This window comes from Gemmatimonadales bacterium (assembly GCA_036279355.1).
Lineage (GTDB): Bacteria > Gemmatimonadota > Gemmatimonadetes > Gemmatimonadales > GWC2-71-9 > DASQPE01.
In genome coordinates, this window is sequence record DASUJH010000006.1 from 1 (window position 1) to 14,799 (window position 14,799).

Annotated in this window: 14 protein-coding genes; 10 read left to right on the forward strand and 4 right to left on the reverse strand. The window is 70.9% G+C overall.

The genetic code is table 11. From position 1 onward, the window contains the following. The 3 genes from VFW66_01340 to VFW66_01350 form a co-directional block, all read left to right on the forward strand. On the forward strand, positions 1-789 hold a 789-nt coding region (locus tag VFW66_01340), incomplete at its 5' end, for a hypothetical protein (GenBank protein ID HEX5385324.1). 88 nt (positions 790-877) lie between these two features. Continuing rightward, the gene (locus VFW66_01345) at positions 878-3,802 is read left to right on the forward strand and encodes a PAS domain S-box protein (GenBank protein HEX5385325.1); all 2,925 of its coding nucleotides are present in this window, start codon (positions 878-880) and stop codon (positions 3,800-3,802) included. A 7-nt stretch (positions 3,803-3,809) separates the two neighbouring features. Continuing rightward, positions 3,810-4,718 (forward strand): DUF5996 family protein, encoded by a 909-nt coding sequence (locus tag VFW66_01350; GenBank protein HEX5385326.1) that lies wholly within the window; start codon positions 3,810-3,812, stop codon positions 4,716-4,718. 37 nt (positions 4,719-4,755) lie between these two features. Here VFW66_01350 and VFW66_01355 read toward each other — a convergent pair whose 3' ends face one another. After that, positions 4,756-5,214 carry a hypothetical protein gene (locus VFW66_01355; protein HEX5385327.1) on the reverse strand — a complete coding sequence of 153 codons (459 nt, stop codon included), beginning with the start codon at positions 5,212-5,214 and terminating at the stop codon, positions 4,756-4,758. Continuing rightward, positions 5,211-5,435: a hypothetical protein gene (locus VFW66_01360; protein ID HEX5385328.1), complete on the reverse strand. Its 225-nt coding sequence runs from the start codon at positions 5,433-5,435 to the stop codon at positions 5,211-5,213. Before VFW66_01360 ends, VFW66_01355 begins: the two co-directional genes overlap by 4 nt. 163 nt (positions 5,436-5,598) lie before the next feature. Here VFW66_01360 and VFW66_01365 point away from each other — a divergent pair, with 163 nt between their 5' ends. From VFW66_01365 to VFW66_01380, 4 genes are read left to right on the forward strand one after another with little or no spacing between them, the layout of a single operon-like run. Continuing rightward, positions 5,599-6,255, forward strand: a complete 657-nt coding sequence (locus tag VFW66_01365) for a cytidylate kinase-like family protein (protein ID HEX5385329.1) — start codon at positions 5,599-5,601, stop codon at positions 6,253-6,255. 14 nt (positions 6,256-6,269) lie between these two features. After that, positions 6,270-7,931: a DHA2 family efflux MFS transporter permease subunit gene (locus VFW66_01370; protein ID HEX5385330.1), complete on the forward strand. Its 1,662-nt coding sequence runs from the start codon at positions 6,270-6,272 to the stop codon at positions 7,929-7,931. Between the two features lie 47 nt (positions 7,932-7,978). After that, positions 7,979-8,545 (forward strand): redoxin domain-containing protein, encoded by a 567-nt coding sequence (locus tag VFW66_01375; protein HEX5385331.1) that lies wholly within the window; start codon positions 7,979-7,981, stop codon positions 8,543-8,545. Beyond that, positions 8,542-9,090, forward strand: a complete 549-nt coding sequence (locus tag VFW66_01380) for a thioredoxin domain-containing protein (GenBank protein ID HEX5385332.1) — start codon at positions 8,542-8,544, stop codon at positions 9,088-9,090. Before VFW66_01375 ends, VFW66_01380 begins: the two co-directional genes overlap by 4 nt. Positions 9,091-9,139: 49 nt before the next feature. Here the strand turns inward: VFW66_01380 and VFW66_01385 are convergent, their stop codons facing one another. Further along, the gene (locus tag VFW66_01385) at positions 9,140-10,912 is read right to left on the reverse strand and encodes a mechanosensitive ion channel family protein (GenBank protein HEX5385333.1); all 1,773 of its coding nucleotides are present in this window, start codon (positions 10,910-10,912) and stop codon (positions 9,140-9,142) included. Between the two features lie 139 nt (positions 10,913-11,051). On the opposite strand from VFW66_01385, the gene VFW66_01390 reads away from it, so the two are divergent. Continuing rightward, positions 11,052-13,211: an ATP-binding protein gene (locus VFW66_01390; GenBank protein HEX5385334.1), complete on the forward strand. Its 2,160-nt coding sequence runs from the start codon at positions 11,052-11,054 to the stop codon at positions 13,209-13,211. 1 nt (position 13,212) lies between these two features. On the opposite strand, the gene VFW66_01395 is transcribed toward VFW66_01390, so the two are convergent. Continuing rightward, positions 13,213-13,572 carry a four-helix bundle copper-binding protein gene (locus tag VFW66_01395; GenBank protein HEX5385335.1) on the reverse strand — a complete coding sequence of 120 codons (360 nt, stop codon included), beginning with the start codon at positions 13,570-13,572 and terminating at the stop codon, positions 13,213-13,215. Here VFW66_01395 and VFW66_01400 point away from each other — a divergent pair. Continuing rightward, positions 13,571-14,506 carry a hypothetical protein gene (locus tag VFW66_01400; GenBank protein ID HEX5385336.1) on the forward strand — a complete coding sequence of 312 codons (936 nt, stop codon included), beginning with the start codon at positions 13,571-13,573 and terminating at the stop codon, positions 14,504-14,506. The two genes, VFW66_01395 and VFW66_01400, sit on opposite strands and share 2 nt — an antisense overlap. A gap of 19 nt (positions 14,507-14,525) precedes the next feature. Then, a partial coding sequence (locus VFW66_01405) for a hypothetical protein (GenBank protein ID HEX5385337.1) occupies positions 14,526-14,799 on the forward strand: 274 nt, incomplete at its 3' end.

Here is a 14,799-nt window from a genome sequence, read left to right on the forward strand (position 1 = left end):
CGGGTGAAGGAAACGACGCTGGAGCCCTTCCGCCGCGGGAAACGGCTGCAGGAGCTGGTGTTCGCGATGGCCCGCGACCTCACCCGCGATATGGTGCGGCACGAGGATGTGGCGGTGCCGGCGGGAGTACTGTTTCCGCAACTCGTGCAGGTCGTGCGGCGCTACGTGGACGACCGCGTATTCGTGGTGCCGCCGGCCCACCGGCTCGACCTGTTTCTCTCACCCTACTACGGCCTCACTATCGAGCGGCTGCGCCAGGCCATCCGCCCCGACGGCGCCGCGGGCGAGGGCCCCGAGCTGCCGGTGTACGAGCGCGGCGCGCGGCGGGTGGGCACGACCGCGCAGATCGACGCCTGGAGCAGCAAGCCGGTGATGGAAGTCGTGAAGAGCCACGTGAACCTGATGGTGGCGCACACCGGCTCCTGGGAGCAGCAGGTGGCGGCGCGGCTCGACCGGCACGCCGGGGTCGCGGCGTTCGTGAAGAACGAGTTCCTCGAGTTTGCCATTCCCTACTTCGACAACGGGCAGGACCACGACTACTACCCGGATTTCCTGGTGCGCATGGCCGGCGAGCCCCGTTTCACGCTGATCCTGGAAGTGAAGGGCCGGCCCGATCCGCTGGAGCAGGTGAAGGCGCAGGCGGCGCAGCGCTGGCTGCGCGCCGTGAACGAGGAGGGAAGCTTCGGCCGGTGGGGTTATGCGATGGTGCGGGATCCGCACGCTACGGCGGAAGTGATCGACGCATGGGTCGCGGAGGCGCGGGACGGGGACGGGGACGGGGACGCCTGAAGTTTGGCCGTTGCCGGATCGCGTCATAGATTGCGACCACGGCGGCAGGCGGCCGCCCATCCATCTCGACTTTTCGCAGGCCCGGCATATGAGCGCTCAGCGCAACCGATCGGTCAAATCGTCGCGGTCCGGCCCGGGGGATCGCCTCGCGGAACTCGAGCCGGACGCGGTCCGGCCGCGGGCCGCCGTGGACGGCGCGGCGCGCGACCAGCGGGAGCTGGCCGACTTCTTCGAAAATGCGGCCGTGCCGCTGCACTGGGTCGGGCCGGACGGCACGATCCTGCGCGCGAACAGAGCCGAGCTGGAGCTGCTGGGTTACCGGCCGGAAGAGTACATCGGGCGGCACATCGCCGAGTTCCACGTGGACCAGCCGGTGATCGAGGACATCCTTCGGCGGCTCACGGCCGGCGAGGTGCTGCACGATTACCCCTCGCGCGTCCGCCGCAAGGACGGCTCTGTCCGGGACGTCGTCATCACCTCCAGCGTCTATCGGGACGACGGCCGATTCATGCACACCCGCTGCCTCACCCGCGACGTCACCGAGCAGAAACAGGCCGCCGACCGACTCGCGACCCAGCACGCCATTACCCGCGTGCTGGCGGAATCGTCGGACCTTCGTGAGGCCGCGCCGAAGCTGATTCGAGCCGTATGCAAGACCGCCAACTGGGAGATCGGGGCGTTCTGGGACGCGGAACACGACAAGGGGCGACTGCGCTGCGTGGACCTGGTGAATTGCTCGGACAAGGCCTTTCCCCGGTTCGAGCCGGCCACGCGCGGCTGCACGCTCTCCGCGGGAATCGGTCTTCCCGGCCGCGCCTTGAGCACTGCCGCGCCCGCGTGGATCAGCGACGTCACGCAGGACTGGAATTTTCCCCGGGCCTCGATTGCGGCGCAGGAGGGGCTCCACGGCGCCTTTGCCCTTCCCATCATCCTGGCGGGCCGGGTGCTGGGCGTGTTGGAGTTTTTCAGCAGCGACGTTCGGCCTCCCGACCCGGCGCTCCTGCAACTGCTGACGGGCTTCGGCAGCCAGATCGGGCAATTCACGGAGCGCAAACGCGCCGAGCACTCCCTGCGCGAGAACGAGCGGCGCCTCCGCGAGATGATCGACGCGCTCCCGGCCGCGGTGTACACCACCGATGCCGACGGCCGCATCACCCACTTCAATCCCGCCGCCGTGGAATTCTCCGGCCGAGTGCCGGAGCTGGGCACGGACCAGTGGTGCGTGAGTTGGAAGATGTTCCGGCCGGACGGCACGCCGCTGCCCCACGACCAATGCCCGATGGCCGTCGCGCTCAAGGAGGGACGCATCCCCCACGGCGTCGAAGCCATCGCCGAGCGGCCGGACGGCACACGGATCTGGTTCGTCCCCTATCCGACTCCGCTGCGCGACGGGGAGGGCAGGATCGTCGGCGGCGTCAACATGCTGTTGGACGTCACCGAGCGGAGGCAGGCCGAAGAGGCCATGCGCCACCGGACCGCGCAGTTCGAGACCCTGGTGGCCGAGGCGCCGCTCGGCGTCTACATGGTCGACGACCAGTTCCGGATCCGGGAGGTGAACGCCACTGCGGCGCCGTTCTTCGGCGACATCCCCGACCTCATCGGCCGCGACTTCGGTGAGGTGGCCCGCGCGCTCTGGCTCGAGGCCCACGCCGAGGAGCTGGTCCGGCGGTTCCGCCACACGCTGGAGACGGGCGAGCCGTACGTGGCGCCCGAGAGCGGCGGCCAGCGCCGGGATCGGGGCGTCACCGAATACCACGAGTGGCAGATCAGCCGGATTCCGCTGCCGGAGGGCCGCGTCGGCGTGGTCTGTTACGTTCGCGACATCTCGGCCCAGGTGCTGGCGCGCGAGCGGCTGCGGCAGACCACGAAAATGGAGGCCATCGGCCGGCTGGCCGGCGGGCTGGCGCACGACTTCAACAATCAACTCCAGGCGCTGAGCGGGTTCGCCGATTTCGTGGCCCGCGATGCGGGCCTCAGCGGGCGCTCGCGCCTCGATTTGGCGGAGGTCCGCAAGGCGGGCGACCGGATGGCCAGCCTGACGCAGCAACTGCTCGCCTTCAGCCGGCAGCAGATGCTCATGCCGGAGACGCTGGACCTGAACGAGATGGTGAGGGACAGCCATGTGCTGCTGCAGCGGCTCATCGGCACCAACATCGAGATGCGGTTCGTGCCCGCACCCGAGCCGGTGTGGGTCCGGGCGGACCGGGGCCAGCTCCTCCAGGTCCTGATGAACCTGACCGTCAACGGCCGCGACGCGATGCCTGACGGCGGCGAAATGTTGATCGAATTGGGCGAATGGCAGGTGGACGTGGGCGGGCCGGCCTTGCCCTGGAGCACACCCGTGCCGCCCGGCCGCTATGGCGCGCTGGTCGTGACGGACTCCGGCACCGGGATTCCGCCGGACGCGCTGCCGCATCTCTTCGAGCCGTTCTTCACCACCAAGGAGGTCGGCAAGGGGACGGGGCTCGGACTGGCGACGGTGCATGGCATCGTGAGCCAGAGCCAGGGCTACGTCTGGGCGGAGAATGTAGCGATGGGCGGCGCGCGGTTCACCGTCCTGCTGCCGCTCACGGGCGAGCCGGTTGACATCCCATCGGACGGGCAAGAGCGCCGGCGTGCGCCTGCGCGCCCGGCGCGGCTCCTGGTCGTGGAAGACGAGGACGCCGTGCGCGCGATGATCGTGCGGACGCTCGAGCACGACGGGTACGAGGTGCGGGAGGCGCGGCACGGCAGCGAGGCGCTGGACCGCGTGGTGGCCCTGGGCGGTGCGGTGGACCTCGTGATTTGCGACGTGGTGATGCCGGTGATGGGCGGCCGCGAGTTCGGGGGGCGCCTCGCCGAAGCCTGGCCTGCCGTGGGCGTGGTCTGGATGTCGGGCTACCAGCGCGACGATGCGTTCGGGGATGGTGCCATGCGCGAGGACGGGCTGTTCCTGCAGAAGCCCGTATCGGGCGAGGTGCTCCTCGACACGGTGCGGCGGGCGCTCGAGAGCCGTAAGGCCGCGCAGGCGTGAGGCCCGGGTGAATTCCGCCACCTGGCCGCGGCTTCCCCTCGCCCAGTGGCAGGACACGTACGCCACGCTCCACATGTGGACCCAGATCGTCGGCAAGACGCGCCTCGCACTCGCCCCGATGGAGAACCAGTGGTGGCAGGTGGCGCTCTACGTGACGCCGCGCGGGCTCACCACCTCGGCGATGCCGGCGGGCACCCGCACCGTCTCCGTCACCTTCGACTTCCTCGACCACCACCTCTATCTCCGCACCAGCGACGGCGCGACCGCCGCGCTGCCGCTCGCCCCTCGTTCGGTGGCCGAGTTCTACGCCGGATACACGGCGGCGCTCCGGTCGCTCGGCGTGGACGCGCAGATCCATCCCGTGCCCGTCGAAATCGAGACCGCCATTCCGTTCGCTGAGGATCGGGAGCACGCGGCGTACGACGCCGACGCCGCGCAGCGCTGGTGGCGCGCGCTGATCCAGGCCGACCGCGTGCTCAAGCAATTCCGCGGGCGCTTCCTCGGCAAAGCAAGTCCGGTGCACTTTTTCTGGGGGAGCTTCGATCTGGCGGCGACCCGATTCTCGGGGCGCGAGGCGCCGCGCCATCCGGGTGGCGTGCCCAACACTCCCGACTACGTGATGGTGGAGGCCTACTCCCGCGAGTGCAGCAGTTGCGGGTTCTGGCCGGGCGGCGGCGGGTCGGCCGAGGCCGCGTTCTATTCGTATGCCTATCCCGAGCCCGAGGGGTACGCCGAGCATCCTGTGCGTCCCGCCGGCGCGCGCTACGACCGGACGATGCGCGAATTCATCCTGCCGTACGAAGCGGTCCGGACGGCCGATGCGCCCGACGAGGCGTTGCTCCAGTTCGCGCAGTCCACCTACGACGCGGCCGCGGACCTCGGCCGCTGGAATCGGGGCATGCTCGAGCGCGGGTGACCCGCGCCAGGTTGCCGACCGCCGCCGTGCCGCGCGGTCACTCCGGCGAAAGCTCGCCGAGCGCTTCGAGGTCGGCGAGATCCTTTCGCCTGCCGCTCGCGCGCTTGTTCGCGATGAGCGCGGCCCGGCCGAGGAACGGCACCACGCACCCGGCAAACGCGTGCTCGACCCGCGCGGCCCACGCGGCCTCGAACTCCGGCAGGCCGCTCAGGCCGGTGAGCAGATCGATCCGGTTGGGGGGGATGCCGAGCTGCACCACGCTGCCGGCATGCAATAGATCGGCGGGTGTGACCCGCAGATCGTCGAGCGGCGCACCGAATGCCGCAAGCGCGCGCCACACGCGATCCGCGTTCGCCGGAGTCGGCTCGATCCAGACGTCCAGATCCTGGGTGCCGCGCGGCACGCCGTGGACGGCCATGGCATGGGCACCGACCACGAGGAACCGCGCACCGGCAGCGGTGAGCGCACCGAGCAGATCCCCCCAATCATCCGTCACGCCGGGCGAATCACGCGGATGGGCATCTCCGCCCGGCGATATGACGGCCGCGGCCGTCCCGTCAGCGTCCACATCCGCGCGCTCAGGATGGCGACCATCTCGAGGCGCTGCTCGGCCGTAGTGACGGCCGAGAGATCGTCGCCCGGCTCCTGGCCCAGCCGATAGACGTGGATCGGCCACGCGCGGCGCGCGACGGCGGGGTCGGGCTCATGTCGGGGCATGGCTCGAATATAGGAAGTGAGGGGAATCCCGAATAGGATTCCTGGGCGTTCATGCGGCGAACGCCTGCGCAGCTCGAGCGCGGGTGACCGGCGCCACATCGCCACCGGCCACCGCGGCGCACCGTGGTGGGTCGTTGCCGCAGGCCTTCCGAGGGACGCGATCATGGATACCAAAGCGGGCGAGCCGATCCGGCTGCTCACCATCTCCCGCGAATACGGCGCGGGTGGGAGCGAGCTGGGCGTGCTTCTGGGCGAGCGGCTCGGCTGGCCGGTGCTCGATCGGGATCTCGCGCACCGCATCGCGCAGCGCCTCGGGTGCGGGCGCGCCAACGTCGAGGCCATCGACGAGCGCCCCCCCACGCTGCTCGAGCGGGTGGCCGCCGCGTTCACCGTAGCGCCGGCCGAGTCGCCCGTGGCGCCCGAGCGGTGGCGGACGCTCGACCCCGACAAGCTGGTCGCCGCGACGCGCGCGGTGCTGGAGGAGGCGGTGCGCGAGCTGCCGCTCGTCGTGATCGGCCACGGCGCCAACTGCATCTTCCGCGGGCGCCGTGACGCGCTCCGGATCCGGGTGACGGCGCCGTTCGAGCGGCGGGTGCGCCGGATCGCGCGCCGCACCGGCGGCACGCGCGAAGCCGCGGCCGCCGACGTCCGCCGGCGCGATGCCGACCGCCGCCACTATCTCGAGCGCTACTACAGCATCGATATCAACGATCCCAACGCGTACGACCTCCAGATCAACACCGGCACGATTCCGATCGAGACCGCCGCCCGGCTGGTGCGCGCCATCGTGGCCGGCGAAGCCGCCGTGGGCGGCGCCTGAGCGCCTGACACCCGGTGACCACGAGCTCGATCGATCGTGCCGGCCGTGCGACGCCGGGGCGCCCGGAGGGCGAGTCGCCCGCCATGGCGGCGGCCGCGCGGGATGCGGCCGAGTTCGTCGCGCGGCACCGCTGGGCGATCATGGCCGGCCTCATCACGGCCGCGATCATGGAGGTGCTCGACACCACGATCGTGAACGTGGCGCTGCCGCAGATGGCCGGCAACCTCGGCGCCACCCGCGAGGAGATCGGCTGGGTCGCCACCGGCTACATCCTCTCCAACGTCATCTTCCTGCCGATGACGGCGTTCCTGACCGAGCGGTTCGGGCGGCGGCGCTACCTCACGTTCTCGATCGTGCTCTTCATCGTCGCCTCGTTCTTCTGCGGCAACTCGACGGGCCTCGTGGAGCTGGTCTTCTGGCGCATCGTGCAGGGCGCGGGCGGCGCGGCGCTGCTCTCCACCGCGCAGGCCACCATCCGGCAGATCTTTCCGCTGGAGCAGCAGGGCATCGTGCAGGCCGTCTTCCTGCTCGGCCTGATCACCGCACCGACGCTCGGCCCCACGCTCGGCGGGTGGATCACCGACAACTACCAGTGGCACTGGGTCTTCTTCATCAACATCCCCATCGGGATCGTCGCCACGTTCCTGGTGACCACGTTCCTGCGCGATCCGCCCACGATGCGGCGCCGGGGCGGCGCCGTCGACTGGCTCGGCATCGGGCTCCTCACCGCGGGCCTGGGCTCGCTGCAGTACGTGCTCGAGGAGGGCAACCGGAAGGACTGGTTTTCCGATCCGTGGATTCTCCGGCTGGCGATCATCGGGGGCGTGTCGCTCGTGGGGATGGTGGGCTGGGAGCTCTGGCCCCGCAACCGGCACCCGGTGGTGAATTTCCGGGTGCTGGTGAACGCGCCGCTGGCGGCGTCGATCTTTCTGTTCGTGGCCCTCGGCTTCGCGCTCTACGGCGGCACCTTCATCTTTCCGCTCTTCACCGAATCGGTGCTCCACTTCACGCCCACCGCCACGGGCCTGGCGCTCCTGCCGGGCGGCATCGGCACGGCGGCCACGGCGCTCATCTGCGGCCGCCTGCTGAACGGCGCCGAGCCGCTGGTGGACGCGCGGGTGCTGATCGCGATCGGCGTGGTGCTGCTGGTGTGGGCGATGTGGCGCCTGGGCCACCTGAGCGTGTTCGCCGGCGAGGCCGACGTGCGCTGGGCGCTGCTCATTCGCGGCGCCGGCCTCGGGCTTCTCTTCACCCCGATCAACAACGTGGCTTATGCGAGCCTCGAGCCCAGCGAAGCGCAGCAGGCGTCGGGGCTCATCAACCTGGCCCGGCAGTTGGGCGGTTCCTTCGGCATCGCGTGGCTCGCGTCGTACGTGACGACCCATACGGCGATCCACCGGGTCGATCTCGTCAGCAACGTGTACGCCGGGAACCCGCTCACGCAGCAGCGCTTGCAGGCCTTCATGGCGCTGCTCACGTCGCACGGCTATGGTCCGGTAGCCGCGCGCCAGGGCGCGTACGCGCTGCTCGACCGGCAGGTGACGGCGCAGGCGTCGATGCTGAGCTACAACGACGCGTGGATGCTGCTCCTCTGGAGCTTCGTCATCGTGTCGCCCGCGATCCTCTTTCTCCGCAATCCGGTGGGTCGCCGCTCCGCACCGGTCGACGCGCATTGACGGCGATCCGCTCGAACATCGGCCGGCATGTCCGGCAGGAGGCATAGATGCCCGAATCAGCACCGCGCTCCCTTCCATCGCACGTCCTTCCCGCCGGCACGCCGGCTCCGGAGTTCGCGCTGCACTCGACGCCGGACCAGATGCTCGCGCTGAGCGAGCTCCGGGGGCGGCCGGTGATCCTCGCCTTCTACCCGGCCGACTTCAGCCCGGTGTGCGGCGACCAGATGGTCCTCTATAACGAGATCCTTCCCGAGTTTCACGCCTACGGCGCCGAGCTGCTCGGCATCTCGGTCGACGGCGTCTGGTGCCACGCGGCGTTCGCGAAGAGCCGCAACCTGCACTTTCCGCTGCTCAGCGACTTCGAGCCGAAGGGCGAGGTGTCGCGGCTCTACGGCGCGTATCGCGAGCACGACGGCTTCAGCGAGCGGGCGCTCTTCGTGATCGATGGCGAGGGCGTGATTCGGTGGAGCTACTGCTCGCCGGTGGGTGTGAACCCGGGGGCCGACGGCATTCTGCAGGCGCTCGAGTCCTTCGGGACGCGGGACAACTCGGCGGGCCACGCGGCGGCGGGCGCGGCCGAATCGCGCGAGAGCGAGCGGGGCACCGGACGATGAGCGACGCGGAGCTCACGCCCCCCGTGGGGCCCGACGATCACGCGGTGGGGCCGGAGGACGCGCCGGTGACGCTGGTCGAGTACGGCGACTACCAGTGCCCCTACTGCGGCGAGGCGTATCTGACCGTGCAGCAGGTGCAGCACGAGCTGGGCAGCCGGCTGCGGTTTGTCTTCCGCAACTTCCCGCTCAGGAACGCGCACCCCTTTGCCGAGGGCGCGGCCGAGGCCGCGGAGGCCGCCGGCGCGCAGGGCAAGTTCTGGGAGATGCACGACACGCTCTACGAGAACCAGCGCGCGCTCGGCGCGGACGACCTGGTGGGCTACGCCGAGGCGATCGGGCTCGACGTCGAGCGGTTCGCCGACGACCTGGAGGCGGGGACGTACGGGCCGCGGGTGCGCGGGGATTTCCGGAGCGGAGTACGGAGCGGCGTCAACGGCACGCCGACGTTCTTCGTGAACGGCCGGCGCTACGACGGCCCGTGGAGCGACGCCGCGGCCTTTGCGCGCGCGTTACGGGACGTGGCGGTGGCCGAGCCCCGGCGATAGAGCGGCGCGCGCGGCGGTGCGGGTGAGCGGCGGTGCGGGCGCGCGGCGCTCAGACCGCCGCGGCGAGGGCGGGCGGCTGCCCCAGCAGGTCCACCACTGCCTGGTAGAGCCGGGTGCGCAGCCGGTGCCGCTCGTTGGCCCGCGTGATGTAGCGTGCGACGACCCGGATGCCGCCCGCCCCGGGCCGCACGTCGATCGCGGGCTCGGCTGAGAACTCGCTCACGCCGCGAGCGGCGTTGGCACGGCTCCACTCCTCCTCGGCGAGCCGCGCGTTCTCGGCGGTCTCCGTCGTGACGATGCGCCGGATCGCCTCGACGACGGCGGGGCCCTTGCCCGCGGGCAGCACGAACTCCAGCTCGTCCCAGAGCCACTGGCCCGAGGTGGAGAAGTTGAAGAAATGCCCCTCGATGGCGAAGGCGTTGCTGAACGTCACCTGGCGGCCGGTGGGATGGCCGGCCTGGGTCCAGTTGCCGGTCTCGAGCAACACGGTGTGAAACGGCGTGATCTCCACGATCTCGCCGCTCACGCCGTTGATCTCCACCCAATCGCCGATCCGCACCCCATTCCGCCCCATCAGCGCGAACCAGCCGAAGAATGCGACGATGAAATCCTTGAGCACGACGGTGAGGCCCGCGCCCGCGAGCCCGATGATCGTGGCGAGCTGGCTCGGCGGCCCCACGAGCACGAGCGTCGCGGCGACGAGACCCAGCGCGCGCACGGTGAACCGCGCCACGCTCCGGAGCGTGTGCAGCCGGCGGCGGTCATGCGAGAGGCGAGCGAAGAGCCGGTCGAGCCACGCGACGGTGGCGAAGACGAGCAGCACGATGAGCAGGAGCCAGGCGCCGCCGAGAAAGACGTCGTGCAGCGCGCTGCGGGCTTGCACGGCGGTGGCGGCGCTCCAGCGGCTGTAGACGTCGAGCAGTCCGACCTGGTCTTCGATCCGCTGCGTCAGGCCGGCGAGCACCTTCTGATCGGCGGCGCGATGGCGGGTGCGGGCGAGCGCTTCCGCGGGTGTCGCGGGAGGCGCCGCGCTGTCCGCCGCCGCGGCGTGCTGCGCCTCGCGCTGGCGCTCGGCCACGAGGCGGCCGATGCCGTTCGTGGTCTCCTGCGCGGCCTGGCGCAGCAGCTTCTGGCGCGCCCGCACGTCGCGCCACGCGGCGAGCTTGTCGATGAGACCGATGGGGACGGTGTGGGTAATCGGGGCCGAGTCCACCCCGGGCGCGGCGGCCGCGTCGGTGCGCGCGGCGGCAGGCTTGGGCGCGGCGGCCGCCGCGTGCTGGGCGCTGTCGTGATCGGCGACCATTTCGCGGATGCGGCCCACCGGATCGCCGCCGGCGCGGAGGAGATCGTCGCGCGCGTCGGCCAGCTCGCCCTGGTGCAGCTCGAGCTGCGCCTTAGCGAGCTCGAGGCCCGCGTTGACCGAATCGGCGCCGGCGCCGCCGGGGGTGAGGCGCGCAATCCGGCTTCGATCTTCGGCCACGCGCTCTGAAGCCGCCTGTATCCGCCCGTTGAGCTCGCGGATACTGGCGCTGGTGTCGGCGGGGTGCTCGGCGGCCTCGAGCAACGCGATGGTGAACTCGAGATCGATGGCATGGTCGCCCAGGCGCAGCGCCTCGCGCGCGAGGCTCGTCTCCTCCGGCGTCGTGGCGAGCGCCGCGAGCCGCTGGGCCGTCTGGAGCGGGGCCCGGTCGATGATCCCGGACGGCGCCGCGTCTCCGGACGCCTGCGCGCCGCCGCTCACGTCGGTCGTGACGTAGCCGCCGATGGTGGCGGCCAGCAGCAGGGTGAGCGCGGCGAGCGAAAGCTGGTCGCGGAGCTTCACGGCGCGGTACCTCGGGCTCTGTGCGTAAGGGGAGCGGAAAGTTGCGTCGGGCGGCGCACGAAAAGCAACGCCGGGTGACCGCGGCGCCAGGTGCCGCGGGCGGCTTTGCTTTCCGGTGCCTGCGCCCCAGTATTAGCGGGTGGACAGGACGCACCCGCTAGAGAACGCAGCCCCGGGCCCCGGCGGGGCACCAACGGCCCCCTCCGGCGAGGGGGCGCCGCCTGACGATCTCGCGCGGCTGCACGCGCTCACGATTCATCTCGCCTCGACGCTCGACCTCACGGAAGTGCTCGACGCCGTATTGCACGCCGCCGCCGAGCTCCAGGGCACCACGACGGCGGCGATCACGCTCTATGATCCTGAGCGCCGGGACCTGCGGTTGGCTGCGAGCATCGGGCTGCCCAAGGACTGGCGCGGCCGGCTGGCCCGGCTGCCGATCGGCCCCGGCACCGCGTGCGGAATCGTGGCGGCCGAGCGGCGTCCGGTGATCATCGAAGACACCCGCAGCGATCCGCGCGTCGGTCCGCCGGCGGGGCCGCGGCGGCCGGCCGCGCTCCGCGCCGTCTACTGTACGCCCCTCTTCGCGCGTTCCGGCGAGTTGCTCGGCACCCTCGCGACCCACTTCGACCGGCCCCGCCGGCCGAGCGGGCGCGAGATTCGGCTGATGGAGTTGTACGCGGACCAGGCGGCGCACGCGATCGAGAACGTGGGGCTGTACGATGCGCTGCGCAGCCCGGAGGACCGGCTCAGGCGGCAGGCGGAGAGCCTGGGCCTGGCGCAGCGCGCGGCGGGCGCCGGGGTGTGGGACTGGCACATGGCCGAGGGCCGGCTCGAGTGGTCCCCCGAGTACTACGAGTTGTACGGCATCGATCCGGCTGAGCGGCCGACGCTCGAGGCATGGTTCGAGAGTATGCATCCCGACGACCGCGACGCGGCGCGCCGCGTTACCGAGCAGGCGGTGAAGGAGCGCCGGCCGCATGTGTCGGTCGAGTTCCGCATCCTCCGCGGGGGCAAGGTCCGCTGGATGCACGCGACGGGCGATGTGTACTACGACGCCGCCGGCACCGCGGTCCGGATGGTGGGTACCACCATCGATGTGACCGATCGCCGCGAGACCGAGGAGCAGTTGCGCCAGGCGGCAAAGCTCGAGTCGCTCGGCCGGCTCGCGGGCGGGCTCGCGCACGATCTCAACAACCAGTTACACGCGGTGGCCGGATTTGCCCGGCTCATCGAATTCGACCAGGGCCTCGGCCCTACGGCGCGGCAGGACCTGCATCAGATCGAGAAGGCAGCGGAGGGGATGGCGCGTCTCACCCGCCAACTGCTGGCGTTCAGCCGGCGCCAGACGCTCACCCCCGAGCTGCTCGAGCTCAACGCGTCCGTGGCGGAGGTGAAACCGCTCATCCAGCGGCTCATCGGCGCGGACGTCGAGATGTCGCTCGCGCCGGCGCCGCGTCCGCTCTGGGTCGAGGTCGACCGGAGCCAGTTGCTGCAGGTGCTGATGAATCTCGCGATCAACGCCCGCGACGCGATGCCGCGCGGCGGCACGCTCACGATCCGGACCGGCGAGCGCACGGTGCCCGCGCCCGACGGCATACCGGCCCGGGTGGCGCCAGGGGCGTACGCGGCCATCGAGGTGAGCGACTCGGGCGCCGGCATCTCGCCCGAGCACATGGCGCACATCTTCGAGCCGTTCTTCACGACCAAGCAGCCGGGCGAGGGCACGGGACTGGGTCTTGCCACGGTGCACGGCATCGTGACGCAGAGTCGGGGCTACGTGTGGGCCGAGAGCCGCGCGGGGAGCGGTACGACGTTCACGGCGCTGCTCCCGCTGGCGCAGCCGCCGGCCAGCGTTCCGGCGGGCGCGACTCCGGCCGCCACGGCTCCGGCGGCCGCGCCGGACAGAGACGGAAAGGCGCGGCGCGGGCGCGTCCTCGTGGTGGACGATGAAGACGTCGTGCGCACGCTGGTGCGGCGCACGCTCGAGGGCGAGGGCTACGAGGTGGTCACCGCGCGGAACGGCCAGGAGGCGCTGGACCAGCTTGCGCAGTCGGGCGCCGGCGTCGACGCGGTGCTGAGCGACATCATCATGCCCGTGATGGGGGGCCGGGAGCTGAGCGAGCGGCTCGCGGCCGAGCATCCGCAGGTACCCGTCGCCTGGATGTCGGGCTACCCGCGCGACGCGGCGTTCCTGGGCGGCGAGCTGGACGCCGCGCAGCCGTTCCTGCAGAAACCGATGTCGGTGGAGGCGGTGACCCAGGTGCTGGACCGGCTGCTCGGGGCGCGATTCCTCCCCTGAGTTACATTCGGGCCATCCGCTCGCACGAGTGCTGGGAGCGCCGGCAGACCTGGGCGCACTGCTGCATCATCCCATCCCCGTTGGCCATCCGCTCGCAATCGTCCGCACAGCGGCGGCAGGCCTCGGCGCACACACCGCAGACGCTGGAATGAAGTTCGGACTGGCGCAGCATGAACTCGGCGCTGGTGGCGCAGATCTGGGCGCAGTCGAGCAACGTGGTCTGATGCTGGCGCGACGCATGTTGGCCGCCCATGTCGAGGCAGTGCCCGGCGGTGGCGGCGCAGATGTTGTGGCACTCGGTACAGTTCGCGATGCAATCCTGCATCTCGTGGGTCATCGAGGGGGTGGCGGTGTGGGTCATGGGACGCCTCGTTGCGATGAGAGGGAAGGCCATCGAGCGCGAACCGGCCACGGTGCACTGGTGGCCGCGCCACGACGGTGACGCGGCGCACATCGACTGGCCAGTCGGGCGGCGCATGCAGATCGCCATGACGTCCTCTCGCGCGGCTGCGCTCGCGGCCGGGGCGCTGTCGCTCCTGAGCGCCGCCCCGGCCCGGGCCCAGCTCGACTACCGCAATCTCGACGACGACCGGCCCACGCTGATCGAGGATGCCTACCCCGTCGAGCGCTACGCCTTCGAGTTTCTGGCGCCCTACCGCTACGAGCACGAGGTGGACGGCGCCGACCTGCACTTGACCGTGCCCGAGCTGGAGTACGGCTTCATGCCGAACGCGGAGGCCGGCATCAGGGTGCCGTTCGCCGCGGTGCGCGTCGCCGGCAACACCGATTGGGGCGTGGCCGGCACCAAGGGATTCGTCCTCTACAACCTCAATACCGAGGGGGCGACGCTTCCGGCACTGAGTCTCAGGACCGATGTCTCGCTGCCCGTGGGCTCGCTCGCGGGCGACGACGTGCGCGCGAGCCTCAAGCTCATCGCGACGCGCTCGTGGGGTCGGAACCGGATCCACGTCAACGTGAGCCGCGGCTTCGGCAGCGAAGACGGGCTCGCTCGGGTCGAGGCAATAGACCGGTGGACGTACGGCGCCGCGCTCGACCGCACGCTCTTTCGCCAGAGCATTCTCGCGCTCGCCGAGGTGTACGGTCGACAGCCTGTCGCCAGCGCGCCGACCGAGATCAACGCCTCGCTCGGCGCGCGCTACCAGCTCGGCACCAGCACCGTGCTCGACGCGGGGCTGAGCCGGCGGCTCCGCTCCTCGATCGGGCCCGACATCGCTCTCACCTTCGGATTCTCCTGGGCCTTCGCCATGACGGGCTTCATGCCCGGCGCACAATAGCCTCGGGTTGGAGCACGTCATGCCACGTCCGCGAATGCCGCGCATCCTCATCGTGCCGTTGGTCCTGCTGAGTTTCGCCATCCCGGCCGGAGCGCACGCCCAGGACCAGCGCAACGAGCAGTTCTACTACCCCGGCGACTTCAACTGGAAGGTCCTCCAGCGGTACAACGCCGCCGGCCGGCTCTTCAACGCGTTCGATTACGGGCACGCCATTCTCTACGAGACGCTTTACACCCGGCCCGAGGACCTCGAGCGCGAGCTGGAGCAGAAGCAGTTCACCTATCTCACGACCG